Consider the following 26,032-nt stretch of genomic DNA (forward strand, 5'->3'; position numbering starts at 1 on the left):
CTTTATCATCAAAAAACTCTCTCTAACACCTCTTTTATACTATTTACAGGCGTTATTTCAAGTTTTTCAAGTATTTCTTTATCAACATCTGCTAAGTTTTTAACATTCTGTTTAGGAATCAAAACCTCTTTAATTCCACCTCTTAGCGCAGCTAAAAGTTTCTCTTTTAACCCTCCAATTGCTAAAACATCTCCACGCAAAGTTACTTCACCAGTCATAGCAATATCATTTCTAACTGGTTTATTTGTATATACAGAAACTAGAGCTGTAGTCATAGCGATACCAGCACTTGGACCATCCTTTGGAGTAGCTCCTTCAGGAACGTGTATATGTACATCTTTTTTCTCATAAAAGTCATCTGCTAGCTCATAGCCTTTTGAAATCGAGCGTACAACACTAAAGGCCGCATCAATTGATTCTTTCATCACATCACCAAGGCTACCTGTGTACTTAACCTTACCTTTACCAGGCATCGCCAAAGCTTCTATAGTTAGTAGCTCACCACCTACAGAAGTCCATGCTAAACCTGTTACTTGACCTACTTTAGGCTTGGCATTTTTGATACCATAATCAAACTGATGAACGCCAAGATAGTCTTCAAGATTCTTTTGTGTGATAGATACCTTACCATGCTCAGGATCTTTAAGAAGATTTTTAACAGCCTTACGACATACACCGTCTATCTTTTGTTGTAAATTTCTTACTCCTGCTTCTCTCGTATAATATCTCACCACATCCAAAATAGCCTTAGGAGTAAAATTAATTTCACTCTTAGTCAGCCCATTGTTTTCCAATGATTTTGGTACTAGATATTGCTTAGCAATTGCTTGCTTCTCAATCTCTGTATACCCTGATAAGTGTATAATTTCTAGCCTATCACGTAATGCAGGATCTATATCAAGTGAATTTGCTGTAGCAACAAACATCACCTTAGATAGATCATAATCTATCTCAAGATAATGATCGTTAAATGTACTATTTTGCTCTGGATCAAGAACTTCTAAAAGAGCTGCAGATGGGTCTCCCCTAAAATCAGAAGAAATTTTATCTATTTCATCAAGTAAGAAAAGTGGGTTTTCCGTCTTAGACTTAATTATCTTTTGGATAATTTGCCCAGGCATAGATCCTATATATGTACGACGGTGTCCTCTAATCTCAGACTCATCTCTTACACCACCAAGAGCCATACGAACATATTCACGCCCTGTTGCTCTAGCAATGGATTGGCCAATTGATGTCTTACCAACACCCGGAGGACCTACTAGACATAGAATAGGAGCTTTTGTATTACTGTCTCGTTTGATTTGAACAGCTAAATGCTCCAATATTCTTTCTTTAACTTTCTTAATACCGTAGTGATCTTTCTCTAAAACTTTTTCAGCAAGATTAATATCTTTTTTAACTTTTGCTTTCTTACCCCAAGGTAATGAAAGTATAGTCTCAATATAATTCCTTGATACAGCAGATTCAGAAGATGAAGGAGGCATAGCTTTAAGCTTTTTAAGTTCTTTTAAGCATTTTTCTTTTGCCTCTTTGGACATTTTAGTAGTTTCAATTCTCTTCTTAAGAGCGGTTACTTCTGACTCTTCATCAGCCTCACCAAGCTCTTTATAAATAGCCTTGACTTGCTCATTCAAATAGTACTCACGTTGATTCTTATCTACTTGAGATTTGACTCTATCTTTAATTTTAGCCTCTAGCTCAAGAATTTCTAACTCTTCATATAAGCAAGATAAAAGTAATAACGCTTTATTTTTGATATCTGTAGCTTCTAAAATTTTTTGCTTTTTAGTAATCTCTGTATTTAGAATAGTTGAAATCTCATATATAAACTTATGAGGCTCTTCTGTATTTATAAGCGTAGCTAAAGATTCTTTAGACACTTTTCCACTAATATCAACAAACTTTTTGAGAGAATCACTAATCGACAATAAGATTGCTTTTAGCTCTTTATCAACTTGACTAGGATCATAACTATCATCAATATGAAGACTATCTAAGTTAGCAAATATACAGCCATCAACACTATCATATTTAGCAACTAATCTTTTAGCTACACCTTCTACTATGATCTTTAAGCTACCATCAGGAAGCTTCATAATTTGAACAATTTTAGCTAACGTACCAATATCGTATATATTATCAACAACATCACCAGAACTTGAACCGTTCTTTTGAGTTGCTAATAAGATATAGTTATTATAACTGTTAGATGCCTGCTTGACTGCTTCAATTGACTTTTTACGACCCACATTTAAAGGTAAAGTCATTGATGGGTATATAACCACATCTCTTAAGGGAATAACAGGAACGACATTTAGGACTTCTGACATAAACTTACATTCTCCTGTAAATTTTTTAGATTATCTCTTTTAATTGTTTTTGCTGCTGTGATTTCATTACAAGAGTTGGCTCTTCTTGCTCTAATATTACTTTATCGTTGACAATAACTTTCTCAACATCTTCAGATGAAGGGACATGAAACATCACATCAAGAAGTATATTTTCAAGAATAGTTCTCAATCCTCTCGCACCTGTTTTTTTAGCTATTGCTTTTTTAGCTATTTCAACAAGAGCTTCATCACTAAACTCAATCATTACATCATCAAATTCAAACAGCTTAACATATTGTTTAATTAAAGCATTTTTTGGTTCCGTAAGAATTTTGACCAAATCCTCTTCTTTTAACTCATTTAGCACAGTAACAATTGGCAAACGTCCAATAAGTTCAGGAATAAGTCCAAATCTAGTCAAATCTTCACTTTCGACTTTCTGCATCAATTTTTCAGTATCTAAGCTATTTTTTTGTTGTACCACATCCGCATTGAAACCAATACTAACTTTATCCATTCTATGCTTAACAACTTTCTCAATACCAGCAAACGCTCCCCCACATATAAATAATATATCTGAAGTGTCAACTTGTATCATCTCTTGATTAGGATGCTTTCGACCACCTTTAGGAGGTACAGATGATACAGTACCCTCTATAAGCTTCAAAAGTGCTTGCTGAACACCTTCTCCAGATACATCACGTGTTATAGAAGCACTTTCTGACTTACGTGCAATCTTATCTATTTCATCGATATAGATAATACCTTTTTGAGCTTTAGCAACATCAAAATCAGCATTTTGTAGCAATCGAACAATGATATTCTCAACATCATCTCCAACATAGCCAGCCTCTGTAAGAGTTGTTGCATCTGCTATGGCAAAAGGAACATTTAAAAGCTTTGCTAATGTTTGGGCAAATAATGTTTTACCAGAGCCAGTAGGTCCTAGTAATAGAACATTACTTTTTTTAAGCTCAATATGATCATCTTTTGCAGTTTCGGAAGTGATTCTTTTGTAGTGATTGTATACAGCCACAGATAATACTTTTTTAGCATTGTCTTGACCAATAATATAATCATCAAGATATTTTTTGATTTCGATTGGCTTTGGTAACTTCTCAAACGATACATCCTCTAGAGAAGCTCCTTCTGTGCTATGAATTTTATCTGCACATTTAGCAATACATTCATTACAGATATTACCATCACGACCTGCGATGATATGCTTAACTTCTTGTTGTGACTTACCACAAAAAGAACAGTATAGAATTTTAGCCATATTATTGAATTAGAATTCCTTTAATTATTTAATAATTGCTTCACGAGACTCTATTACATGATCGATTAGACCATACTCTTTAGCTTCTTCTGCCATCATGAAATTATCTCTATCAGTATCTCTAACAATAGTCTCTAAATCTTGACTTGTATGATACGCTAAAACTTTATTTAACCTATCTTTGATACGTAGAATATTTTTTGCATGAATTTCTATATCAGAAGCTTGTCCTCTAAAGCCACCTAGTGGTTGATGAATCATAATCTGTGAGCTAGGTAAACTATATCTTTTACCTTTAGCTCCACCAGCTAACAATAGCGATCCCATACTAGCAGCCAGACCAATACATATAGTATTAACGTCCGGCTTGATAAATTGCATAGTATCATAGACACCCATACCAGCTGTAACCATACCACCTGGGGAATTGATATAAAAATATATATCTTTGTCAGGATCTTCTGACTCCAAAAACAACAACTGAGCGATTACAAGGTTTGCTGATTGATCATTTACCTCACCATTTAAAAAAACTATACGCTCTTTTAGTAACCTTGAATAAATATCAAAAGCTCTCTCACCACCAGCTGTTTTCTCAACGACAGTAGGAACTAAGTTATTAGTTATCATTTATATCCTCTCTTAATAAGCTAGCTTAGAAACCACTTTGCTGAGCTTGCATGTTTTCTTTAATAACTTCAAAGAAATCTTCTTGCTTTTCAGTTACTTGAGCTTGAGATAGTACCCAATCAGTCAGCTTGTTTTCTATAACTAAAGCTTTTAAGTTAGAGATTTCTTTTTCGTTCTTTTTGATTTGCTCTTTAGTTTTTTCTGGCTCTTCATAAGCTTGAACTAATTCATCTAATAAGTTCTCAACTTCAGCATCTTCTGCCTTGAACTCTTGAGATTTCATTACACTATCAAGAACTAAACTAGTATCAACTTTTTGCTTAGCATTAGCTTCAAATAAGTTATCAGGCAATTGGTTAACATCAAAGTTTTGGCCACCACCCATTTGTTGAACTAAATTTTGCTTAGCAGCTTCTATTTCTCTTTTAATTAAAGCTTTTGGAGTTTCAAATTCAGCGATTTCTCTTAATCCTTTGAATACTTGATCTTTGATCTTTCTTTGTAGGATGAACTTAAGTTCACGTTGCATATTTTCTTTGATTTCGTCTTCAAAAGTATCTACCCCACCTTTCACACCAAACTTCTTAACGAACTCTTCGTCAACTTCTGGTAACTGAGCTTCTTGAATCTTCTTAACAGTGATATCAAAAGTAGCTTCTTGACCAGCTAAGTCTTTGTTTTGGTACTCTTCTGGGAAAGTAACTGTGATAGTTTTTTGCTCATCTTTATTCATACCGATGATACCATCTTCAAAACCTGGGATCATTTGACCAGAACCAATTACTAATTCTTGATCATTTGCAGAACCACCTTCGAAAACTTCACCATCTTTCTTACCTACGAAATCGATAACAACTTTGTCATCTTTTTGCACAGCTCTCTCTACTTCTGAGAATGTAGCCATTTGTTTTCTAAGGTTTTCGATCATTTGCTTAACTTCTTTGTCAGTTAGCTCAACAACTGGCTTTTGAATTTCGATTTTCTCAAAACCTGAAACTTCAAATTCTGGGAATAGCTCAAGGTTAGCTACAAACTTAAGAGGCTCGCCTTTTTTGTTTTCTTTAAGGTCTACCTCGATACCAGCTACTGCCAACTTCTCATCTTGTATAGCCTTAGTATACTTCTGAGGAATGATATCAGAGATCACTTCCATACGGATTTGCTCACCATACTTTTTCTCAACCATACTAGCAGGTACTTTGCCAGGTCTGAAACCATCCATCTTGATAGTTTTTGCAGTTTTGTTAATCTCTTTAGTAACTACGCTATCAATCTCATTCGCTGGTACTTCTATCAATAGTGAACAATGGATACCTTCTTTCTTCTCTACAGTAACTTGCATTATTAAGTTTTCCTTTTATTTATTTAACAATTTTCTAGTAGCAAATTTTAACTATCATCTATTAGATTGTCTATATGTTTATTATTAAATATATGACAAGCCAAAACATTTGCTGTAAAATCTAGCTATTTCTACAAATCTTAAGCGACTTATGGTAACTGTAATTATAAGTATTTGTTTATTAATATCACCTTTTATAATAGCTTTCTTACACTCTAGCATTATATACGGTAAACATCACGCAAATATCTACGCTAACTACTTTATTATTTTCAATATAAGCCTATATGCTTGTATCAACAGTTTTACATATTTAGTAGATGGGGATAGTATCAGTAAATTTCAAGGATGGATTTTTACTCCGGCAGTTTTCCAGATTGGAATCTTTGAGTTAGCCATCTTTTTATTCTCAATTTTGGCACTATTTAAAGCTAGAGAATTCAAAGCAGCTTGTTTGATATTTTTTGCTATCTATACATTATTAGATGCTCTTACGCTATTTAATGGTCAGATTTATAGTCAACATGTTGAGGCTGTGTTCTTTATTAATATTACAACTGCTTTAATAGCTTATATTTTGTATAAAATATTAAATAGAAAAATCAAATTTCGTTAAAAACAATACTTCTAAAGAATAATCTCAATTTTGCTTATTAGCTTTAGTATCTGCTTCTGAATATGACATTTAGGAGATTTTTAATCACATATATTTTATATAATATGATTAATGATAAGATTTTTCTATAAGAAAGAAGAATTACAATGAACAAGATTGAGTTTGACAATATCTAGATTTGATAGATTCGATAGCCTCGGCATACATAGCATCCATCTCAGCTCTTGAGCCTACACCACCACCGATTTCATACAGCTTACCGTCGCCAATACCATATATAGAAGCATGAATAGTGAAGTTAAGTCCTTTTGCCCAAGCATCTTTCACAACCGTAGTTTTACATAGGTTAAGAGCTTGGTGGAGTGCATTTAGCTCACACATCATATCTACTTTTTTCTTCATATATTCGTCTTCATTATTCTTGTAACAAGCTAATGACTCTTCAATAAACTTTTTATTTTGCTCTTTGACTTCATGGATAGATGTCAACCAATTATCAATCAAGCCATAGCTCTTATCTTTAACAACAGTTTCAACACCACCACAAGCGTAGTGACCACATACTATGATTTTCTTGACCTTTAAAACTTCGATAGCAAACTGTAACACTGATAAACAATTTAAATCGGTAAGCGAAACAACATTTGCAACATTACGATGTACAAAAACCTCACCTGGTATCAAGCCACAAACTTGGTTAGCAGGTACACGACTATCTGAACAACCTATCCAAAGATACTCTGGTGATTGACCTTTTGATAGTGTTTCAAAGAACTCAGGGTTTGTTTTTTTGATTTGTTCAGCCCAAGCTCTGTTACCTTTTATTAATTCAGAAATATTACTCATCGTTTAGTCCCCTTATTTATAAGTGAATTTTTTTTCATGTATCAATATACTATATTAGTACTATAAAATAAACAAATTTTTATAATTGCTATGACAATGTTACTTCGCCATGCAAAGAAGTTTCAAAAGCTCTCTTGATCTCTTTTAGAGAAATATTTGCTTGACCTAATAAATAAAAAAGCTTAGCAAATGCTGCTTCATCAGTCATATCACGACCTGAGATCACACCAACATCAATCAGTCCTCTTGCGACTTTGTATGTAGCCATTTTGACACTACCATACAAGCACTGCGTACAGTTCACTATCACAATTCCCTTATCACTAGCCTTTTTGAGGGTCGTATAAATTTCTGGATCATTCATCATATTACCAGAACCATAAGTCTTGAGAATTAATCCCTGTAATGGTTGCTCAACAATAGCTGATAGCATATCACTATTCATACCAGGATAAATCTGTAATATCGCAATCTTAGGGATTGTAAACGTATCTAAACTTGGTACATTAAATGACTTTTGTCGTTGCCACAATCTTTTGTGCTTGACTACGATATCAATACCAACTTTTGCTAAAGTAGGATAATTTGGGGATCCAAAAGCATCAAAATCTGTCGCTGATATTTTCGTAGTTCTATTACCACGCATTAACTTTTGGTTAAAATAGACACAAACTTCTTTGATATCATCATTACATGCAAAAATTAGACTATTAAGTATATTTGATATAGCATCTGACCTGATTTTAGAGATTGGTATTTGCGAGCCTGTGACAATAACTGGCTTATTAATTTCACCTAACATAAAAGACAGTACCGATGCGGTATAAGCAAGAGTGTCTGTACCATGCAAAATCACAAAACCATCATAATTAGCATAATTATCCAATATATCTTGTGCTAGCGAAACCCATCTTTTAGGGTCAATATTTGATGAATCAATAAGATCACTATACTCTTTGATCTCGAACCCTGGCATATCATAATGATAAAAATCTCTAATTCCAGCGATTGTTTTTGTCAGATAGCCTGCTTCAACATCATAGCCTTGCTCAGTACTAATCATCCCTATAGTACCACCAGTATATAAAACTAGAATTTTTTTATTAGAGTAATTATTCATATCTATTTTCCTGTCAATTCAACAATTGCTTTATTTGCCAACTCATCAGCCTTTTCATTACCTTGATTACCACTATGACCCTTTACCCAGCTCCAAGTCACATTGTGCTTGATTGTCAAACTATCTAACTCTTGCCAAAGATCTTTATTTTTGACTTCTTTTTTAGCTGCTGTCTTCCAACCATTAGCCTTCCAATTTGCTAACCATTGATTAATGCCATTTTGGAGATATTTAGAATCTGTATAGATCGTTATATCGCATTTTCTTTTTAGCGCTTGTAGAGTTTTGATTGCTGCCATTAGCTCCATTCGATTATTCGTTGTATCTTTTTCGGCACCATAAATCTCTTTATCAACACCATTATAACTCAAGATAGCTCCCCAACCGCCTATACCTGGATTACCTTTACATGCTCCATCTGTATAAGCAATTACATTATTTTTCTTTGTGAAAATTCCCATATACTTCCTTAGCACAACCACCACTGTATATTTTAGCTACTTCAGACTTTGTAGGTTCTTTTATTAGCTCTCCGACACTAAGTGGATCAACGGAGAAATAATTATCCTTCTTAAAAACCACTACAAAATATTTACTAAAAATTCTTTTGAACATATTTACTATAAAGTTACCAGTATAGTTTATTAATCTCACTCTCTTGCTAATAAAACCATTTGAGATAAATCTTGATAATAAACTATATAGGCTAATATTGCCTGAACAAGCGACAATAACTTCGCCATCATCAGCTAAACAGAAATGAAGCCGATTGAATATTGCTTTCATTAAAGCAGGACAATTTATAAAACTCTCATCTAATATGATAAGATCAAAAAACTTATGCTCAAAGGGCCAAGCCTCTACATCAAATACACACCCTAGCGGAGGCTCATTTTTTAGATAGCCCGAACAAGCCACGAGCTTTAGAACATTTATCTTATAAAAATAGCTCTGCTCTTTAGGCGTGATAATAAGAGCCTTCTTATACCATCTTTGACTTAGATATCTGGTAATAATACGCTCTTTATTTGTCATCACGAACCTACTAAGTTTCTCATTCTATCAAAATAGTCAGGGCATGTTTTACTAACCGCCTCTGCATTATTTATCACAACACCATCATATTTCAATCCCAATAATGCTAACGACATAGCGATACGATGATCATTATGACTATCAACTTCAGCTGGCTTAAATTTGCTTCTTGTCGGAGATATTAAGATACTATCTTGAGTTGTCTCAACATAGATGCCAAGTTTTGCAAGTCCTTCTGCCATAGCATTAACACGATCTGACTCCTGTCCTCTTGTATGACTAAGTCCTGAAATATGAGTATCAGAATTTGCAAAGCACGCAATAGCAGCAAGTGTCATAAAGGTATCAGAAAAATTACGCATATTTACTTCTATACCACTCAAACTATCTGTACCTACAACTTCGATACCATCATCAAAGTAATTAACTTGGCAACCTATTCTCTCTAGTACTTCTAAAAATTTAATATCGCCTTGTTTAGATTTTTGCGTTACATTCATGACCTTAATAGCTGAACCTGTAATAGCAGCAAATGCCCAAAAATATGATGCAGTCGAAACATCAGGCTCAACAACATATTTATCCGGGGAAACATAGTTAGAGTTATTTACACTATAAACACTTCCATTAATATCTACATTTATACCAAACTCCGCCATTACTTTAGCAGTCATCTCTAAATATGGTTGCTTATGATCTGTAATAGAGTCTAGTTGCAGGCCCTTTGTCATATATGGAGCTGCCATAAGCAGACCTGATGCAAACTGAGAACTCTTAGCACCATCTACTTCGATATTATCTCCATCTAAAGACTTCGCTTTAATAGTAAGAGGCATAGCATGCTCTTTTTGATGATAAAATGCTGACATACCTAGCTTTTCAAGAGGTATTAACTGATCTGCTAAAGGTCTATCCATCATTCTTTGCTTTGCATATACATAGTATTGGCCAGTAGCTTGCACTGCTAACATAGGGATTATAAATCTTGTCAAAGTACCTGACTCATTACAAAATATTTTTGCATTTGAGTTGGCAAATTTTCCACTACATCCTTGGATCACCAAAGTTTTAGATTCTTGATTATGTTCTAGTTGACAGCCTAACTCTTTTAACGCTCCAACACATGCCAGTACATCAGCACTATTAGGTAGATTTACAAACGCTGTTTGACCTTGTGCCATAGCTGCAATTATCAAAGACCTATTCGATATACTCTTTGAACCATCTAAATAAACTGAGGATTTTATTTTTGATTTTACCTTGGGTATAAAATCTTTCATCTAATAAGTAAATAAAACTATATTGTTGGTAATATTAACATAAGTAACACTATTTTTTTGAATAATTAACCATCAATAAAGTTAAAAATTAGGACCTGTTTTTGATAGCTTTTTTAAGCTTAGTAAGTGCCTCTTCCTCAATCTGACGCACTCTTTCTGCCGAAATATTATACTTAGCTGCTAGATCTTGAAGAGTCGCTTTTGTATCAAGTAGATAACGCGACATAATAATATCTTTAGTACGCGTATCAAAATCACTTAATACATCTTTAACAATCATCTTAAAGTTATCATAATAATCTTGTTGCACTATTTGATGTTCTACATCTGATGATTTATCCTCTAAATATAAACTCTGTTGATTAGATTGCCCGCCTTCGTCATCAGTATATGGTAAATCAAGACTTGCATCACCTTGACACATTCTCTTTTCCATTTCTATAACTGTTTCTTCTTTGACACCTAATTCTTCTGCTAACTGCTTAATATCTTCTGAACTTAACCAGCCAATCTTATCTTTACTACTTCTAAGATTAAAAAATAGTTTACGCTGAGCTTTTGTAGTAGCAACTTTAACAATCTTCCAGTTTTTAAGTACATAGTCATGCATTTCTGCTTTAATCCAATGCACTGCAAATGATACTAATCTGACACCTTGATCAGGATCAAACTTACTCACAGCTTTCATTAGACCAATGTTACCCTCTTGGATAAGGTCTGCTATCGAAAGGCCATAACCTGAAAAATTACGCGCGATTTTAGTAACAAAACGCAAGTGTGACAAGACAAGCTGCTGAGCAGCATCTAAGTCTTTTTGATATTTATAGCGTTTGGCGAGCTCTTGCTCTTCCTCAAGTGACAGTATTGGTAATTTATTAACAAAATTTAGATAAGAGCTAAGGTTATTATCAGATACAACTGGTAATGATTTGCCTTTTGTAGCTGGTAATAATTTTTTTTTCGTCATATTGCTCCTATAGCAGACTATAAGTTACTATCTACGGTAGTAAGCTTGCTTCAGCTGATTAATTTGCATTTGCTGCTGCTCTATAATTCTGACAAGCTCTTGTTGTTGCTGCGTCATCATTGCATACAACTGAGCAATTTTTTGATCTTGAATTACCATATACTCTTCCAATCTTTTCACTGCATTTTTCTTCTGCATGATTTTAGCTGCTTTTTGTTTAGCTTGCTTTAATTGTTCTAAACTAACCCAACCAGTATCACCATTTTCTTTATTAACAACTTCGCACCAGCTATTTTGCTTACAGTAGAAAATATTATATTTATCTTGGTTTTTTAGGTCAATTTGTCCAGTTACGTCAGAAGAAGTATCATCTTTTGTATAGATATCTACAAGTTTACTTGACTGCTGTGAAACTTCACTAACTTTAGGAGTTTGTGCAGGCTCACTCTTTGACATTGCAAAGCCTGAAGTGAACCCTAAAGATATAGCTAATGAAGCCAATATTATTTTTCTCATTTATTAATCCTTTTTAAATTTATCCCTTAGAATTATACACCATTTAGCTATATAACTAACATTAATAAATATTAAAGTATTGGCATATCTTCTTTTGATACTTGCTTAGGAAGCAGCGATTCTCTATTTAAGCCCAGTGCTACAGCCACAACACCTGCAACATATATAGATGAGTATGTTCCAACTACAATACCCAAAATTAAAGCCAATGAGAAGTTATGCACAGAGCTACCACCGAATAGATAAAGCACAACTACAACTAGCATCGTTAACCCTGATGTTAAAATTGTTCTAGATAATGTATCATTAATACTTTTATTAACTACTTCAACTACATTAGCGTTACGCATTTTTCTAAAGTTCTCACGCACTCTATCGTAGATTACAACTGTATCATTTAGTGAGTAACCTATCACTGCTAATATAGCTGCTAATACAGTCAAATCAAACTCAAGTTGAAATGCTGCAAATATACCTAAAATTACTATAGGGTCATGGAGTAAGGCAACACATGCACTAATACCAAATTTCATCTCAAATCTAGCGCTTATATAGATCAAAATACATACTAAAGCTATTATAATTGCTAATACACCATTACTAGCAAGCTCTTTACCTACTTGTGGACCTATATAATTCACACTCAAAACTTTAGCATCAAGAGAGCTCTCAACCTGTTGTTTAAGATACTGCTGGGCACTATCTAGACTATTAGTTTTTGAATTAACTTCATCCGGTGTAAATTTAATAAGATAGTTATTATTTTCGCCAAAAGTTGTAACTGTAGTATGTTCAAAACCAACTTTAGCCAATTTTTCAGAGATTGTTGCTGAGTTTAGTAAACTAGTCGCTTGAATCTGTACCTGATAGCCACCTGTAAAATCTAGCCCTAGATTAAGACCTTTTGTAAATATAAAAAATAATGAAACAACAATCATTAAAACAGAGAAAGCTGTCGTATATTTTTTTATTCCTAAGAAGTCTATATTTGTTTTTTGTTTGAAAAATTCCATTATAAATCCAACCTAAAATTATATGCCTATAGAAATTTTTTCTAATTTCTTTCTCTTACCATACACAAAATTTGTCATTGCTCGAGAGACAGTTACAGATGTAAACATAGATGTTACAATACCTATCATTAGAGTTATAGCAAAACCTTTGACTGCTCCGCTACCTATGAAGAATAAAATAACAGCAACAATCAAAGTTGTAATATTTGAATCTACAATAGTTGTAAATGCTTTCTCATAACCAATATGAATCGCGCTTTGACGTGGCATACCTGCTCTAATTTCTTCTCTGATTCTCTCAAATATAAGCACGTTACCATCTATCGACATACCCAAGTTCAGTACAATACCTGCTATACCAGGTAATGTAAGTGTAGCACCTGGTATGATTGACATCACAGCAACAATTAACACCAAATTCATTACAAGAGCTATATTAGCTATAACACCAAAGACTCTATAGTAAACTAAGATAAAGACTATAACTGCAATCAGAGCTACCACAATAGATAGCATACCTTTTTCGATATTATCTTTACCGAGACTTGGACCAATTTGTGTTTCCTGTACGATATGCACTGGCACTTGTAGCGCACCTGATTTAATCATCAACGCAAGATTATTTGCTTCTTTTTGATTTAATCCTGTAATTTGGAACTGAGATCCTAGTGCTGACTGAATTGTAGCAACGTTGATTAGCTTTTCAGTTTTATTTACTACATTTTTCTCTTTACCATCTTTATCTTTGACTTTTTCATAAGTTGTATTAACAAGCATCACACCCATTGGATTACCAATATTTTTGCCTGTTATTTGCCTAAAGTGGCTTGCAGCACTTCTATCTAACTCAACCATAACAATAGGAGTGCCTGTCTGATGATCGATAGAAGGACTTGCGCCGATAATATCAGCACCACCAGCTACAGGTGCGCCTCTTAAACTATAATAGCTTTGATAACCTCTGCCATTATCTAAAGAATAAACCTTATAACCCTGCTCTTCTGCAGACAACCTATCCGTAACAGGGCTAACCAAATAAAAACTAGCTGTGGATGTACCACCTAGAATTTGCTTAGCTTGAGTTGCATCTTGCATACCTGGTATTTCAATCACCACACGATTATCGCCAGCCTGAGCCACAGATGCTTCAGCAACTCCCAAAGCATTAATACGATTACGCATAACCGTCACAACTTGTGATATAGCATCCTGTCTAAGTTGTAAAATTTTTGCACTGTTATAAGATATAAATACCGTATTATCTTTTACACTATAAACCATATTAGGGTCTTGGGTCTTTCTAAATTCAGTATTCAAATATTGTTTTAGCTGATCAACACCTACTGAGTTTTCTAGAGTAACAGAAACAAAACCATTATCTATATAATCTTGCGGAGCTTTTACTATTGATTTCTCTTCGGCTTTCTTAGAGCTGACAATATTTATATTATTATCTTTCGCAGCACTTAGAATTGTACTTAAAGAATTATCTAACTGAGCATTAATCGCAGTATTTGTATCAGCTTCTAACATCAGATACATACCACCACGTAAATCTAATCCTAAGTTCATAGGGTTAGCACCTAGCGCAGATAACCAACCTGGAGAGTTTGAAAGCATATTCATAGCTATAATATACTCATCTCCCAGACTTTCTTTGAGAGCCTTTTTAGCTTTTAGCTGCTCTTCGACATCTTTGAAGATAATAGCAACATTACTCTTATCATCTGAGAGGTTAACTCTTTGGTAAACAATTTTGTCAGTACTGAGAGTATCTTCAATATTTTTGACAAGCTGTGTACTTACATCACCATCTTTCTGAGAAATCTGTAAAGCTGGGCTTTTACCAAACACATTCGGTAAAGCATAAAAAAGTGCCAATGCTAATACAACAACTATCAAAAGATTCTTCCATAAAGGAAATTGATTTATAGGTAGGCTTCTGTTATTACTCATTGAAAATTCCTTTACATAAAAAGAAAAAAATTAAAAGACTTTATAGAAATTTAGCTTATTAAGCTTTTGTAGCACCTTTAGGTAAAATATTAGCTACTGCGTTTCTCTGAATTTTAACAACAACATTTTCAGCAATTTCCAGTTCTACAAAAGACTCATCAATCTTAGCAATTTTCCCTATCATACCACCATTTGTGACAACTTCATCACCCTTTGAAAGCTCTGACAACATTTTACGTAGTTCTTTATTTTTTTTCTGCTGTGGTCTAATTAATAAGAACCAGAATATTGCAAAAAACACCACAAGCATTAAGATTGAGCTTAATGGGCTACCAGCTGCTTGTTCAGCACCTTCTGCAAATGAAGTTGATGTAAATAATACGATTGCAGATAATGATAATAGTAACTTTCTCATTTTTTCTCCCGAAAATTTTTAATTTTTAAACGTAGGAATTTTACATTAGTAGTAGTACTTAATCAATTAAAGACTAATAATAAGATTAGAATAAGTGTTTTATTAGAAAGTTGGACATTCTAATTTTTGGCTTTATTCAATATTATAATTACTAATTTTTTTAAGCGCTGTTGCTAATGAAGCTTTCGCCCAATTAAGTGGAGTAATAGGAGATGGTAAATAATACCTTTGCTCATCAAAAATAATAACATTTATACTCTCGGGTAACAGTTCTGCATTAACTGGCTGTCCATCTGCTGTTATATAATCACTAGCTGTCATTTGAGCTAAAGCTCTTTTGAGATGCCATGCAATTTTGTTAAAATATTTATCCCTATCAAATTTTTGTGAATATTTATCATATAAATTCATCATTGCTAAAGCTAACATACTATCAAAAAACCATTGTGCTTCAGAATCTTCAAATCTTCCCATAGCTCTTTTTGCAAACTCTTCTACGCTGGAGGCATCATCTGTTAAGCTTTCTTTTGTTGTACTATCATCTTCAAACCAAAAATTACCAGATTGATAACTATCACCTTTGTAACGTATCACTCCATAATCACGGACAAGATCTCCTACTAGAGCTAAACTTTTTTGATATTCTGCAAACTCTAAACCATCGCTAAAATATGGTGTGAAAATATGCAACATCGCAGCATCACTCTCACGGTAACAAATATCATCAGAATTATAAAGTGGCGACTCTCCACCGCTAGCTATCTGAGTTTTAACTTTATCGATACCTAAGTTACTTAATTGTTGTAAATCTATCGATAGTTTAAGGTTTTTATTATCTAAAGTACTTTTCCATTGCTTAGCAGCATTCGCCACCAAAGAAATACTACTTGTATTTACTCGATCAATTTCTTCCCAAGCACCTGCATCAGCATATTCGTAATATTTTATCGATGCTAAGAAGCCAAAAAACCGTTCTAAGAATAGTAGCAATCCTGAATCATCCACATTGAATATCTGTTTTTGATACGCATCATTTAAAGCCAATAAAAAAAGTCCATGAGCATCCATCTGTTTATGGTTCCATACTTGTGGCTCACCATTTATTATCACATCATCATAACTCTCGCTGGAGCTATCAAAACGAATATGAGGAACAGCCATTTTATCTACCGCTAACTCTGGATTTGCAATAATTTCTTCAAAACGCTTCTGTTGTGCAGGCGAACTATAATATTCATAAAGCTTGTTAATTAGAGTTTTAGCATCATTTTCTCTAAATTCACTAAAGTAATAATACACCCAAATTGCATCACGCACCCATACAGCATCATAGTTTGTAGCATCATCGTTTGTATCTCTTTCCGCTGCTTTAGGAAAACCTGTCTTAGTTAAACCTATATCAAAAGCTTTATGATATTTATTTAGTATGATTTTTGCTTGGGCAGATGTAAGTTTGTTTTCAAGGATAGGCTTCAAATCCTCATTCATAAAGTTAATACTACCACCCTCTGGTATCTCTATATTTTTGCATGAATATTTCGAGCTTTGAATAAATTTTTTTATCTGATCTATATTAGACATAACACCCCCACTATTTCACGACTTTTAAATTGTGTACAATCACTACCAATGTAACCAATACCAAAAGCATAACTGGACCTACTAACATTGCAGGCTCACGCCCCAATAAGTTACCAAGCATACCAGATAGGGATGTTCCTAACGGAATACCTATTGCACCTACAGTTACTAAAAATGATGTTGCTCCACTTGATACATGTGGAAGTTTATCCATTGCATAACCTAAAACAGATGGATATATACATGAGTCACTAAGCCCTAGTATAGCCATTAAAATTAGTACTAGGACAAATGATTTTGTATATATGAAAATGAATATCGCAAAAGCAAAAACTAACCCTGACACCACAAGATAACGCTCAATCCTTACTCTAGGTAATAAGAATTTACCAAAAAAGATCCTACCCAAAAGCTGAGACCCTGTATAAACAGCCACTAGCAGACCTACATTTTTCATATTAAAGCCCAAATCAAAATGTAAATGCGGTTGATTATAGTAGTTCATTATCTGCTCTGTATAAACTATACAAAATAGTGCTATAGCCATCAAAACAATAGGCTTAGACAAAAATATAAATCTAGGCTGTGATGCATTTTCTGCTTTAGTGATTACGCCCTGTTCAATTTTCTCATTAATTTGAAGAGACAATAAAAATAATATAAATATGATAAATAAAACCATAACAACCACAAATACTGCCTGCCAACTAGTATAAAAAAGAATATTCCCAACTATAAAAGCACTAGATAAAAAACCAAGACTAAAAAATACATTTAAAAGGCTAAGTTTACCTTCAGATTCACCTTGTTTCTCTACAGTTCCCATCACAATATAGTTACATGACACTAACACATAACCAACAGCCATATTACATATAAAAGTCATTGCTGTATAAACATAAATATCTGGAGCAAATATCGATAAAATTGACCCTATAATCATAAATAACGCAGCAACTATTAAAGTATTTTTGCCTTTAAATTTTTTGATAAGGATGCCTCCAGTCGCCATTGCTAAAATCTGCCCCCATAAACCGAAACCATCAAAAAATATAATAGTATTAGAATCAATATTAAAATGCTGTGAAATCGGTACTGTCAACATGCCATAAATAGCACACTGAAAACCAGTAAACAAAAATGCCACAAACGTAAGAAGTATAGCCTTTTTACGGTCAATATCTTTATCAAACAAACTCTTCTTAGTATCCAGAGATATATCTATAGATGCCATAACAAACCCTATGCCAAATAAAATAATAGTTGCTACTTGATACTATATAGTCAAATGAGAGCAACAGAAAGATATTTATGTAGCTGAATAGCTTTTATTTCGGATAACTTTTGAAAACATCAGTAACGACTACTATCTATAACAATCAACTTTTCGATTTGTTGAGTACTCAGACATTCTAGAACCCCGATGATAAACATTTACTTTCTCAACATTTTGCGTATCAAAGTAAGTCTGAAGGTATAGCAGATCCCTAGTGTCATTAAATGAGTAACAAAAGCAAAATAAAAAAATCAAAATTGCTACTCTAACAAAAACAAATATTAATTTAATCATATCATTCAACTCTAAATTTCGATACAGTGTATTATATCACGATACAAAAATAAGAAACGATATTAATCACCAAACCACTCATCTTATGACTAAATAAATGCCAAAATAAAAACCTCTATGCCAAACTAAAGCGTATATTTTATAAAGAACCTAAGAATCTTAGTGCTTCTAGTTTAAACCTTACCGAATGAACCAATGCAAGTTACCAACCAGAAGAAGAATATAAAAAATAAAAAACACCTAGATAAACTTAAAAAGAATTTTCAATTGTTTTTTTTGAAAGATTGATTATTGAAGTGTAACCCAGTAGCGCTGTAGAAACTAACACATATCAAGGTTTAGAGTGAACTTTATTCAAAACAGAGTCCCTGATAAATTGATAAAGCAACTATCTATAATCATCAACTTTCAAATTTGTTGAATATCTAGACATTCTAGAACCTTGATGGAAAGTATTAACTTTCTCAACATTTTGGTGATTATAGTAAGCCTGAAGATACAGCAAATTCTCAGTATCATTGAATGAATAAGAAAAGCTGAATAACGAAATCGAGACTAATATCCCAATAAGAACGGAGGTTATTTTATTCATATTATTTACTCTCTATATGCAATACAGTGTATTATATCATGGTACAGCAAAAAAGGGAGTAAGTTTAATTACCAAAACACTCTCCCTTTAACAAATTATCTACACATATAATTTTAGCAATTTTATTCAGATTTGACAAACTCGCTTCATGCGATTCTTGGCTGCTAGCATTACAAGCATCTGCCACTACTGTAACACTATAATCGCGATCATGTAATTCTCTAACTGTAGACTCTATCACATAACTAGTCGATACTCCACAAATAATAATATCTTGAATACTATTCGCTTTTAAAACAACCTCTAAATTAGTTCCATAAAGTGCACTCACACGATGCTTTGTTATTATAACATCATGCTCTTGGACATCCATATCTGGATGAAAATCTGTTGCCCAAGTATCTAACTGCAAAACACCATATTCAGGAGCTTGTTTAAACATAGGAGAAACTTTTGAACACTCCTTATAATCTTTACTAAAACCAACCTTTACATGAGCAATCATGATATTATTTTCTCTTGCCCATGCAATTAATTGGTTTGCCTTTTCCATAGTTTTATCATCTTTAACTCTCTTAGCATTATGAGCTCCAAAAACACCTTTCTCATCAACTATCTCATTTATAAAGTCTGCAACAATCACGATTTTATTTTTCATTTCTTTTCCTTTTATTATTTTCTTATTAAAGACAATATGCTTGAAACACACACCATCAAAATTCCTATCATCTCCATACAACTTATAGAGCTATCATAAAACACAACATCTAATAGTGCTGCAACTATTACTGAAAAATACATAGCTGGGGCTATTAGTGAAGGATCTTTAGTGTACTTAAAGGCTTTTACTCTAAAAATCTGTGAACTAATACCAAATATAATTATAGCTACGGATACCCAAATGACTACAGGTTTCATTGACACCTCATTTAAGCTAGATATAGCAGACATGTTAAACGGTAGCAATAATAATAAAAATATTCCTATAAATGTATATATCCAAAGATTTATAATAAACACATCTTCTTTTTTGCTTGCATTGTATAAAACAACTTGAGATGCTGCATTTAAAACTCCCGCAAAAAGAGCGCAAAGATTATATGTATTAACATTACCTTCTCCAACACCCAGTATAAGATAAATTCCCAAAAAGCTAATAATAATACAAGCAAAATTAAAGTAACTAACACTCTGCTTATAAAACAAAAACCTAATAACCGGGATGAATAAAGGACTAGTATTAAATAGTAAAATGGTAATCAATAATGAGCCATTACTTAAACTTATAAAGAAAAATAACTGTGCAAATAGACTAAATACCACCCTAATAAATATTGAACGCCAAGCGAAAGGAGCAACCCTTGAAAAGGAAGAAATACTTACAACCCACCACATAAGTATGCCTCCACCAACAAATGAAACCAACATGGTTAAGTAGATCCCATCTATTTGTATCAGATACTTGCGTGCAAATGAGCCAAAGGCTATAAGAGCTGCAGAAGTCATCATAAACCATAAGCTTATAAAGTTATTAATTCGGGTCATTTTTCTTTACTCCATGAATTTAAGATATAAGAATAGTATAACTCTTGCACCAATCTGTAAAACGCTTTATTCTTACATCATAAGTAAGTTTTTCTTACACAATATGATTAAAAAAAATGACCTCCCTCCTTTAAATTCATTACCAATTTTTATAGCAGTAATGAAAACACAAAGTTATACTAAAGCTTCAAAACAGCTATTTATGACTCACTCTGCTGTGAGCCAATCTATAAAAAAACTAGAAAACTACCTTAATAAAAAACTATTTATCACGGATAAACGAAATCTAGTTATTACTGACTTAGCCAGAGAATACTACACAATGATAGACCCTCTAGTATCAGAAATTCGCAATGCAACAGAGGTACTAAAAAAACAACGCACTAAAAAATTATCTATAAACTGTATGACTACACTTTGTGCAAATTGGCTAATACCAAAACTCGATGATTTAATAAATTCACTAGTAAATACAGAAATACAGCTCATTAGTCTAGGCAGAAGAGTAAATTTTGATTATGATGATATAGATATCAGCATAGAGTATGGTATTGACAGTGATTTTAGCAATAAAAACAAATTCAAACTAGCAGATGGTGAGTTAATACTAGTTTGTAATAATAAGCACTCTGGTAGAAGCCTCTCAGAAATAATATTAGAACAAAAGCTAATCTATGTTGATGATAAAATTCGCATTGATGATTATCAACTCTGGGCACAACACAACAACATCTCAAAAAAGCCTAACAAAAATATAATCTTCAAAAATTCTCTTCAAGCAATTCAAGCTTGCTTTTCAGGTATTGGTTTCTTTGTTACAGATAGACTTCTAATTCAAGAACACATCAAAAATGGATTTCTTTATGTACCACCTCAACAAGACTACATGACAGGAAAATCATATTATCTTTTAGCAAAAGATTCAGAGACAGATAGTTTTAGTATTATCAAAAAAGTATTATCTTCATACTTTTGATTATATTTTCAATCTCATACTTAGGACATCCTATTTGATGCTTAGCCTTTATAGCTCTCTAGAAATTCTTTTCTAAACTCTTCAAATCTGCCCTCTTCTAAGGCTTGACGAATATTTTTCATTAGGTTTTGGTAATAAGTTAGATTGTGGATTGTATTTAATCTTGAACCTAATATCTCTTGCGTTTTATCTAGATGATGCAAATAACTACGACTAAAATTTTGACAAGTATAACAGTCACAGTTTGGATCCAATGGAGACACATCATCCTTGTGTTTGGCATTTCTAATTCTAACAATACCCTCTGATGTAAACATATGACCATTGCGAGCGTTTCGTGACGGCATTACACAGTCAAACATATCAACACCACGATAAACAGCTTCTACTAAATCCTTTGGAGTACCAACACCCATCAAGTATCTCGGCTTATCTTCTGGCATTTGATGAGCAGTATGATCAAGTATTCTAATCATATCTTCTTTAGGTTCACCCACAGATAATCCACCTATTGCAAAACCATCAAAATCTATCTCTTTAAGTGCCTTTAGAGATTCATCTCTTAAATGCTCATACATACCACCTTGGATAATACCAAATAATGCAGATGGATTATCTCCATGAGCATCTTTTGATCTTTTTGCCCAACGCATAGATAGTTCCATAGAATCTTTTGCCTCTTTTTCAGTAGCTGGATATGGTGTGCACTCATCAAAACACATTACAATATCAGAGCCAAGATCTCTTTGGACTTGCATTGATATCTCAGGAGATAAAAAAACTTTTGAACCGTTAATTGGTGATTTAAATGTAACGCCTTCTTCTGTAAGCTTACGCATTTTACCCAAACTAAAGACTTGAAATCCCCCGGAGTCTGTAAGTATAGGTTTATCCCAACCGTTGAAATCATGTAAAGTACCATGTTTTTTGATAATTTCAGTACCTGGACGTAACCATAAATGAAATGTATTACCCAAGATAATATCAGCACCCATTTCTTTTAACTCAACCGGAGATAGAGATTTAACAGCTCCATAAGTCCCTACTGGCATAAATGCAGGAGTCTGAATATCTCCTCTTGGGAAACTTATTTTCCCTCTTCTAGCTTTACCTTCTTTTTTAATCAAGTCGAACTTCATTACAGTCATAAAATTTAACCTTTTGAAACAGATATTAATGAATAAGTTTTTTTAAGCTACTAATCCTATAACAAACTTATAAAAATAGCTAGCGAAGATATTGCCTAGATAGTATTATCTCTTATAATAACTCAAATAGTTTTAAAATCATCAAGGAAAACAATGAACTTTTTAAATTTTAGCATACTAGTGTTTGCTTATCTTTTGGGATCAATTAATAGTGCAATTATTGTCTGTTATATATTTAGATTACCATCTCCGAGAAGCGTTGGTTCTGGTAATCCAGGAACTACAAATGTTCTAAGAATAGGTGGTAAAGTACCAGCAGTAATAACTCTTGCATTTGATATACTAAAAGGTCTAGTGCCAGTAGTTTTAGCTAAAGTATTAACTGGTAATGAGTTTATAACTGCTTGTACTGCGCTATATGCAATCCTTGGTCATATATTCCCTCTTTTCTTTGGCTTCAAAGGCGGCAAAGGTGTTGCAACTTTAATAGGTACACTATTTGGATTTAGCTGGATTTTGGGTTTAATATTTGTCACTACTTGGTTATGTGTTGCTGTGATTACTCGTTATTCATCTTTATCCGCATTAGTAGCTACTGTTATAGCAAGTTTTTCAGTAATATTTACATCTGATTTACAAGTGGCAACACCATTTTTGATAATAGCGATAATAATACTTGTTAAACACAGAGGAAATATTCAAAGATTAATCAGTGGTCAAGAAAGTAAAATCGGCGATAAAGCAAAGGCAAAAAATGATTCAAATTAAAAATTTAAAAAAAGAATACAGATCAAATAATACTAGCAACCTTGTGCTTGACAATATAAACCTTGATATTAAACAAGGTGAGATATTTGGTATAATCGGTCATAGTGGTGCAGGCAAAAGCTCACTTTTAAGATGCTTAAATCTTCTAGAACAACCTACTGATGGCTCAATATTCATTGCTGATGAAAATATTACAAAGAAGAATCCAAAACAGCTTAGAGAATTTCGCAAAAAAGTTTCGATGATATTTCAGCATTTTAACTTGCTATCATCTCGCAATGTTTTTGAAAATATTGCCCTTCCACTTGAGATTCAAGGAATACCAAAGGCCGAAATAAAAAAAAGAGTTTTTGAGCTTTTAGAGCTGGTAGAGCTTCCAAATAAAGCAAATGCATATCCTCAAGAGCTTAGTGGAGGTCAAAAACAAAAAGTTGCTATTGCTCGAGCTTTAGCTTTAGATCCTCTAGTTTTATTATCTGATGAGGCGACATCGGCACTAGATCCAACCTCTACAAAACAGATTTTGGCACTTCTTAAAAGATTAAATAAAGAACTTGGCTTAACAATAGTTTTGATTACACATGAAATGGATGTTGTCAGAAAAATCTGTGATCGTGTAGCAATTATTGACAAAGGTCGTATTGCAGAAATGGGCAAAACATTAGATATATTCCTAGATCCTCAAGCCCCTGTAACAAAATCTTTTGTTGAAACAAGCATACACACAAAAGTTCCAGACTTCATAGCTAAAAGACTTTATGACAATCCTTATAGCTATGATGATACATACCCCGTAGTACAACTAACATTCTATGGAGATAAAGGTAAGATGCCTATCATTGCTGAGATTTCTCGTCAATTTAATGCTACAGCGAGTATCATTCAAGCAAATATAGAAACAATCCAAGAACAAATAGTTGGAATTGCCATTTGTCATATCACAGGTGAGCGTCAAGACTGGGAAAATGCATTAAGATTTCTTTCAAACCAAGATGTTAATTTAAAGGTGCTAGGTTATGCAACAGCAGACAATATTTAGTTTACATGAGCTTAGCCTAATAGCTCAATCAACATGGGAAACTATTTTTATGGTTTTCATAGCTACTTTAGTGGCTGTTATAGGTGGTATATTATTAGGCATATTACTGTATATAACACAAGATAGTAAAAATGTTGCTGTTAAAGGATTTAACAAAACATTCAGTATTATTATAAATATAACTAGAAGTATCCCATATATCATATTGCTAATACTTCTATATCCTCTGACAAGACTTATAGTTGGCACAACAATAGGGACTACCGCTTCAATAGTACCTCTGGCTATTGCTGCTCTGCCATTTTATGCTCGACTAACTGAATCAGCTTTACGTGAAGTTGATAACGGGCTTATTGAAGCAGCCAAATCAATGGGAGCAACTAAAAGACAGATTATTTTTAAAGTATTACTTCCTGAATCAAAAAATTTGTTAATTGATGCTGCTACTTTAACATGTATTTCACTAATCGGTTTCTCAGCTATGGCTGGTATCGTTGGTGGTGGTGGTCTAGGTGATTTGACCTATTTCAAAGGTTACAATTACGGTAATTACACTTTACTACTTGGTGGTGTAATTATGTTAGTTATCCTTGTCCAAATCACCCAATCATTCGGCAACTATCTAGTTACAGCCAAGAAATTAACTTCACTTTGGGTTATTACTGCCATTCTATTTGGTGCAAGTGGTACACAGCTGTATGTGAATGCTGCAGCTACTACCAATACAAATGAAATAACTGTCGGATATATTACCAGTCCTCCTCAAGATAAAATCATGCAGCTAAGTAAAAAAATAGCTAAAGAAAAATATAATCTTGATGTAAATCTAGTAACATTTGGTGATTACAACATTCCTAATAGAGCACTTAATGATGGGGAGTTGCAAGCAAATGTTTTCCAACACATTCCATTCCTAGAAAATCAAATCAAACAGTTTGGTTATAAACTTACATATATTGGTAAGACTTTCTTATACCCAATGGGAATGTTTTCTAAAAAGTATAAAAATATCCAAGATATTCCAAATGGCGCTACAGTAGCAATCCCTAATGACCCTACTAATCAAGGTAGAGCATTAATGATTCTACAAGATGCTGGATTAATCAAACTTAAAGATGGTATAACTTGGAAAGCCACTACAGACAGTATAGCTAGTAATCCCAAAAATCTAAAAATCATAGCTTTACAAGCAGATCAAATCCCTAATAATTTAGGCGATGTAGATATTGGCATTGTAAATAATGACTATATACCTAAGGCAGGTCTAAGCCTAAAAGATGCTCTTTTTGTAGAACCTAAAGATTCTCCTTTTGCAAATGTTATTGCTGTTAAAGAGTCGCAAAAAGATAATCCTAAACTTAAAGAGTATGTACAAGCATTTAATACAGATGAAGTTAAACAATTAGCTGAAAAACTTTATCCGAATGGTGCTGCTATACCAGCTTGGTAATTATTTCTTTCATTT

25 protein-coding genes are annotated in these 26,032 nt (G+C 33.3%); 5 read left to right on the top strand and 20 right to left on the bottom strand.

The genetic code is table 11. The features are described 5' to 3' along the window. Positions 1–8: 8 nt before the first annotated feature. Genes lon through tig form a run of 4 tightly spaced genes read right to left on the bottom strand, consistent with a single transcriptional unit; the run spans position 9 to position 5,584 of the window. On the bottom strand, positions 9–2,333 hold the full coding sequence (lon, locus tag F3D57_RS03515) for an endopeptidase La (RefSeq protein ID WP_150465215.1): 2,325 nt from the start codon (positions 2,331–2,333) through the stop codon (positions 9–11). 25 nt (positions 2,334–2,358) lie between these two features. After that, entirely contained in the window at positions 2,359–3,612 is a 1,254-nt protein-coding gene (gene clpX, locus F3D57_RS03520) for an ATP-dependent Clp protease ATP-binding subunit ClpX (protein ID WP_150465216.1), read from the bottom strand. 24 nt (positions 3,613–3,636) lie between these two features. Then, complete coding sequence (gene clpP / locus F3D57_RS03525) at positions 3,637–4,242, bottom strand: ATP-dependent Clp endopeptidase proteolytic subunit ClpP (RefSeq protein WP_013923343.1); 606 nt, start codon at positions 4,240–4,242, stop codon at positions 3,637–3,639. A 25-nt stretch (positions 4,243–4,267) separates the two neighbouring features. Continuing rightward, complete coding sequence (gene tig, locus F3D57_RS03530; protein ID WP_150465217.1) at positions 4,268–5,584, bottom strand: trigger factor; 1,317 nt, start codon at positions 5,582–5,584, stop codon at positions 4,268–4,270. Positions 5,585–5,735: 151 nt separating this feature from the next. On the opposite strand from tig, the gene F3D57_RS03535 reads away from it, so the two are divergent. Beyond that, entirely contained in the window at positions 5,736–6,200 is a 465-nt protein-coding gene (locus tag F3D57_RS03535; RefSeq protein WP_150465218.1) for a DUF6790 family protein, read from the top strand. Between the two features lie 141 nt (positions 6,201–6,341). On the opposite strand, the gene F3D57_RS03540 is transcribed toward F3D57_RS03535, so the two are convergent. From F3D57_RS03540 to F3D57_RS03615, 15 genes are all read right to left on the bottom strand, one after another. Beyond that, on the bottom strand, positions 6,342–7,046 hold the full coding sequence (locus F3D57_RS03540) for a carbonic anhydrase (protein WP_013923346.1): 705 nt from the start codon (positions 7,044–7,046) through the stop codon (positions 6,342–6,344). A gap of 88 nt (positions 7,047–7,134) precedes the next feature. Continuing rightward, positions 7,135–8,166: an asparaginase gene (ansA, locus tag F3D57_RS03545; RefSeq protein WP_150465219.1), complete on the bottom strand. Its 1,032-nt coding sequence runs from the start codon at positions 8,164–8,166 to the stop codon at positions 7,135–7,137. Between the two features lie 2 nt (positions 8,167–8,168). Beyond that, positions 8,169–8,627, bottom strand: coding sequence for a ribonuclease HI (gene rnhA, locus F3D57_RS03550; RefSeq protein ID WP_191092344.1), 459 nt, complete (start codon positions 8,625–8,627; stop codon positions 8,169–8,171). Continuing rightward, the gene (locus F3D57_RS03555; RefSeq protein ID WP_150465221.1) at positions 8,602–9,201 is read right to left on the bottom strand and encodes a class I SAM-dependent methyltransferase; all 600 of its coding nucleotides are present in this window, start codon (positions 9,199–9,201) and stop codon (positions 8,602–8,604) included. Before F3D57_RS03555 ends, rnhA begins: the two co-directional genes overlap by 26 nt. Further along, positions 9,201–10,481: a 3-phosphoshikimate 1-carboxyvinyltransferase gene (gene aroA / locus F3D57_RS03560; RefSeq protein WP_150465222.1), complete on the bottom strand. Its 1,281-nt coding sequence runs from the start codon at positions 10,479–10,481 to the stop codon at positions 9,201–9,203. Before aroA ends, F3D57_RS03555 begins: the two co-directional genes overlap by 1 nt. An 88-nt stretch (positions 10,482–10,569) precedes the next feature. Next, on the bottom strand, positions 10,570–11,448 hold the full coding sequence (gene rpoH / locus F3D57_RS03565; RefSeq protein ID WP_150465223.1) for an RNA polymerase sigma factor RpoH: 879 nt from the start codon (positions 11,446–11,448) through the stop codon (positions 10,570–10,572). 27 nt (positions 11,449–11,475) lie between these two features. Continuing rightward, positions 11,476–11,964 (bottom strand): hypothetical protein, encoded by a 489-nt coding sequence (locus F3D57_RS03570; protein ID WP_013923352.1) that lies wholly within the window; start codon positions 11,962–11,964, stop codon positions 11,476–11,478. A gap of 71 nt (positions 11,965–12,035) precedes the next feature. Further along, positions 12,036–12,977, bottom strand: coding sequence for a protein translocase subunit SecF (gene secF / locus F3D57_RS03575; protein WP_150465224.1), 942 nt, complete (start codon positions 12,975–12,977; stop codon positions 12,036–12,038). Positions 12,978–12,995: 18 nt separating this feature from the next. Beyond that, a complete protein-coding gene (secD, locus tag F3D57_RS03580; protein WP_150465225.1) occupies positions 12,996–14,933 on the bottom strand; it encodes a protein translocase subunit SecD in 1,938 nt (645 codons plus the stop codon). A 58-nt stretch (positions 14,934–14,991) separates the two neighbouring features. Further along, on the bottom strand, positions 14,992–15,348 hold the full coding sequence (yajC, locus tag F3D57_RS03585; protein WP_013923355.1) for a preprotein translocase subunit YajC: 357 nt from the start codon (positions 15,346–15,348) through the stop codon (positions 14,992–14,994). Between the two features lie 132 nt (positions 15,349–15,480). Then, entirely contained in the window at positions 15,481–16,929 is a 1,449-nt protein-coding gene (locus F3D57_RS03590) for a hypothetical protein (RefSeq protein WP_150465226.1), read from the bottom strand. Positions 16,930–16,939: 10 nt separating this feature from the next. Next, entirely contained in the window at positions 16,940–18,163 is a 1,224-nt protein-coding gene (locus tag F3D57_RS03595; protein ID WP_150465227.1) for an MFS transporter, read from the bottom strand. A gap of 724 nt (positions 18,164–18,887) precedes the next feature. Further along, the gene (locus F3D57_RS03605; protein WP_083817032.1) at positions 18,888–19,091 is read right to left on the bottom strand and encodes a hypothetical protein; all 204 of its coding nucleotides are present in this window, start codon (positions 19,089–19,091) and stop codon (positions 18,888–18,890) included. Between the two features lie 64 nt (positions 19,092–19,155). Next, positions 19,156–19,749, bottom strand: a complete 594-nt coding sequence (locus tag F3D57_RS03610) for a cysteine hydrolase family protein (protein ID WP_150465229.1) — start codon at positions 19,747–19,749, stop codon at positions 19,156–19,158. A 14-nt stretch (positions 19,750–19,763) separates the two neighbouring features. Next, a complete protein-coding gene (locus F3D57_RS03615; RefSeq protein ID WP_150465230.1) occupies positions 19,764–20,636 on the bottom strand; it encodes a DMT family transporter in 873 nt (290 codons plus the stop codon). Between the two features lie 103 nt (positions 20,637–20,739). Here F3D57_RS03615 and F3D57_RS03620 point away from each other — a divergent pair, with 103 nt between their 5' ends. Next, positions 20,740–21,612 carry a LysR family transcriptional regulator gene (locus F3D57_RS03620; protein WP_191092345.1) on the top strand — a complete coding sequence of 291 codons (873 nt, stop codon included), beginning with the start codon at positions 20,740–20,742 and terminating at the stop codon, positions 21,610–21,612. 41 nt (positions 21,613–21,653) lie between these two features. Here the strand turns inward: F3D57_RS03620 and tgt are convergent, their stop codons facing one another. Then, entirely contained in the window at positions 21,654–22,760 is a 1,107-nt protein-coding gene (tgt, locus tag F3D57_RS03625; protein WP_150465232.1) for a tRNA guanosine(34) transglycosylase Tgt, read from the bottom strand. A gap of 153 nt (positions 22,761–22,913) precedes the next feature. On the opposite strand from tgt, the gene plsY reads away from it, so the two are divergent. Genes plsY through F3D57_RS03640 form a run of 3 tightly spaced genes read left to right on the top strand, consistent with a single transcriptional unit; the run spans position 22,914 to position 26,017 of the window. After that, on the top strand, positions 22,914–23,528 hold the full coding sequence (gene plsY / locus F3D57_RS03630) for a glycerol-3-phosphate 1-O-acyltransferase PlsY (protein WP_150465233.1): 615 nt from the start codon (positions 22,914–22,916) through the stop codon (positions 23,526–23,528). Then, the gene (locus F3D57_RS03635; protein WP_146421184.1) at positions 23,515–24,567 is read left to right on the top strand and encodes a methionine ABC transporter ATP-binding protein; all 1,053 of its coding nucleotides are present in this window, start codon (positions 23,515–23,517) and stop codon (positions 24,565–24,567) included. Before plsY ends, F3D57_RS03635 begins: the two co-directional genes overlap by 14 nt. Then, positions 24,545–26,017 carry a MetQ/NlpA family ABC transporter substrate-binding protein gene (locus F3D57_RS03640; RefSeq protein WP_150465234.1) on the top strand — a complete coding sequence of 491 codons (1,473 nt, stop codon included), beginning with the start codon at positions 24,545–24,547 and terminating at the stop codon, positions 26,015–26,017. Before F3D57_RS03635 ends, F3D57_RS03640 begins: the two co-directional genes overlap by 23 nt. Positions 26,018–26,032 lie beyond the last annotated feature (15 nt).

Origin of the sequence: Francisella sp. SYW-2 (assembly GCF_008711475.1) — a bacterium.
In the GTDB taxonomy this organism is placed as follows: domain Bacteria; phylum Pseudomonadota; class Gammaproteobacteria; order Francisellales; family Francisellaceae; genus Francisella; species Francisella salimarina.

Excerpts from the sequence above, each read along its gene's own strand:
- lon (WP_150465215.1), bottom strand. The coding sequence starts at position 2,333 with ATGTCAGAAGTCCTAAATGTCGTTCCTGTTATTCCCTTAAGAGATGTG.
- clpX (WP_150465216.1), bottom strand. The coding sequence starts at position 3,612 with ATGGCTAAAATTCTATACTGTTCTTTTTGTGGTAAGTCACAACAAGAA.
- clpP (WP_013923343.1), bottom strand. The coding sequence starts at position 4,242 with ATGATAACTAATAACTTAGTTCCTACTGTCGTTGAGAAAACAGCTGGT.
- tig (WP_150465217.1), bottom strand. The coding sequence starts at position 5,584 with ATGCAAGTTACTGTAGAGAAGAAAGAAGGTATCCATTGTTCACTATTG.
- F3D57_RS03535 (WP_150465218.1), top strand. The coding sequence starts at position 5,736 with ATGGTAACTGTAATTATAAGTATTTGTTTATTAATATCACCTTTTATA.
- F3D57_RS03540 (WP_013923346.1), bottom strand. The coding sequence starts at position 7,046 with ATGAGTAATATTTCTGAATTAATAAAAGGTAACAGAGCTTGGGCTGAA.
- ansA (WP_150465219.1), bottom strand. The coding sequence starts at position 8,166 with ATGAATAATTACTCTAATAAAAAAATTCTAGTTTTATATACTGGTGGT.
- rnhA (WP_191092344.1), bottom strand. The coding sequence starts at position 8,627 with ATGGGAATTTTCACAAAGAAAAATAATGTAATTGCTTATACAGATGGA.
- F3D57_RS03555 (WP_150465221.1), bottom strand. The coding sequence starts at position 9,201 with ATGACAAATAAAGAGCGTATTATTACCAGATATCTAAGTCAAAGATGG.
- aroA (WP_150465222.1), bottom strand. The coding sequence starts at position 10,481 with ATGAAAGATTTTATACCCAAGGTAAAATCAAAAATAAAATCCTCAGTT.
- rpoH (WP_150465223.1), bottom strand. The coding sequence starts at position 11,448 with ATGACGAAAAAAAAATTATTACCAGCTACAAAAGGCAAATCATTACCA.
- F3D57_RS03570 (WP_013923352.1), bottom strand. The coding sequence starts at position 11,964 with ATGAGAAAAATAATATTGGCTTCATTAGCTATATCTTTAGGGTTCACT.
- secF (WP_150465224.1), bottom strand. The coding sequence starts at position 12,977 with ATGGAATTTTTCAAACAAAAAACAAATATAGACTTCTTAGGAATAAAA.
- secD (WP_150465225.1), bottom strand. The coding sequence starts at position 14,933 with ATGAGTAATAACAGAAGCCTACCTATAAATCAATTTCCTTTATGGAAG.
- yajC (WP_013923355.1), bottom strand. The coding sequence starts at position 15,348 with ATGAGAAAGTTACTATTATCATTATCTGCAATCGTATTATTTACATCA.
- F3D57_RS03590 (WP_150465226.1), bottom strand. The coding sequence starts at position 16,929 with ATGTCTAATATAGATCAGATAAAAAAATTTATTCAAAGCTCGAAATAT.
- F3D57_RS03595 (WP_150465227.1), bottom strand. The coding sequence starts at position 18,163 with ATGGCATCTATAGATATATCTCTGGATACTAAGAAGAGTTTGTTTGAT.
- F3D57_RS03605 (WP_083817032.1), bottom strand. The coding sequence starts at position 19,091 with ATGAATAAAATAACCTCCGTTCTTATTGGGATATTAGTCTCGATTTCG.
- F3D57_RS03610 (WP_150465229.1), bottom strand. The coding sequence starts at position 19,749 with ATGAAAAATAAAATCGTGATTGTTGCAGACTTTATAAATGAGATAGTT.
- F3D57_RS03615 (WP_150465230.1), bottom strand. The coding sequence starts at position 20,636 with ATGACCCGAATTAATAACTTTATAAGCTTATGGTTTATGATGACTTCT.
- F3D57_RS03620 (WP_191092345.1), top strand. The coding sequence starts at position 20,740 with ATGATTAAAAAAAATGACCTCCCTCCTTTAAATTCATTACCAATTTTT.
- tgt (WP_150465232.1), bottom strand. The coding sequence starts at position 22,760 with ATGACTGTAATGAAGTTCGACTTGATTAAAAAAGAAGGTAAAGCTAGA.
- plsY (WP_150465233.1), top strand. The coding sequence starts at position 22,914 with ATGAACTTTTTAAATTTTAGCATACTAGTGTTTGCTTATCTTTTGGGA.
- F3D57_RS03635 (WP_146421184.1), top strand. The coding sequence starts at position 23,515 with ATGATTCAAATTAAAAATTTAAAAAAAGAATACAGATCAAATAATACT.
- F3D57_RS03640 (WP_150465234.1), top strand. The coding sequence starts at position 24,545 with ATGCAACAGCAGACAATATTTAGTTTACATGAGCTTAGCCTAATAGCT.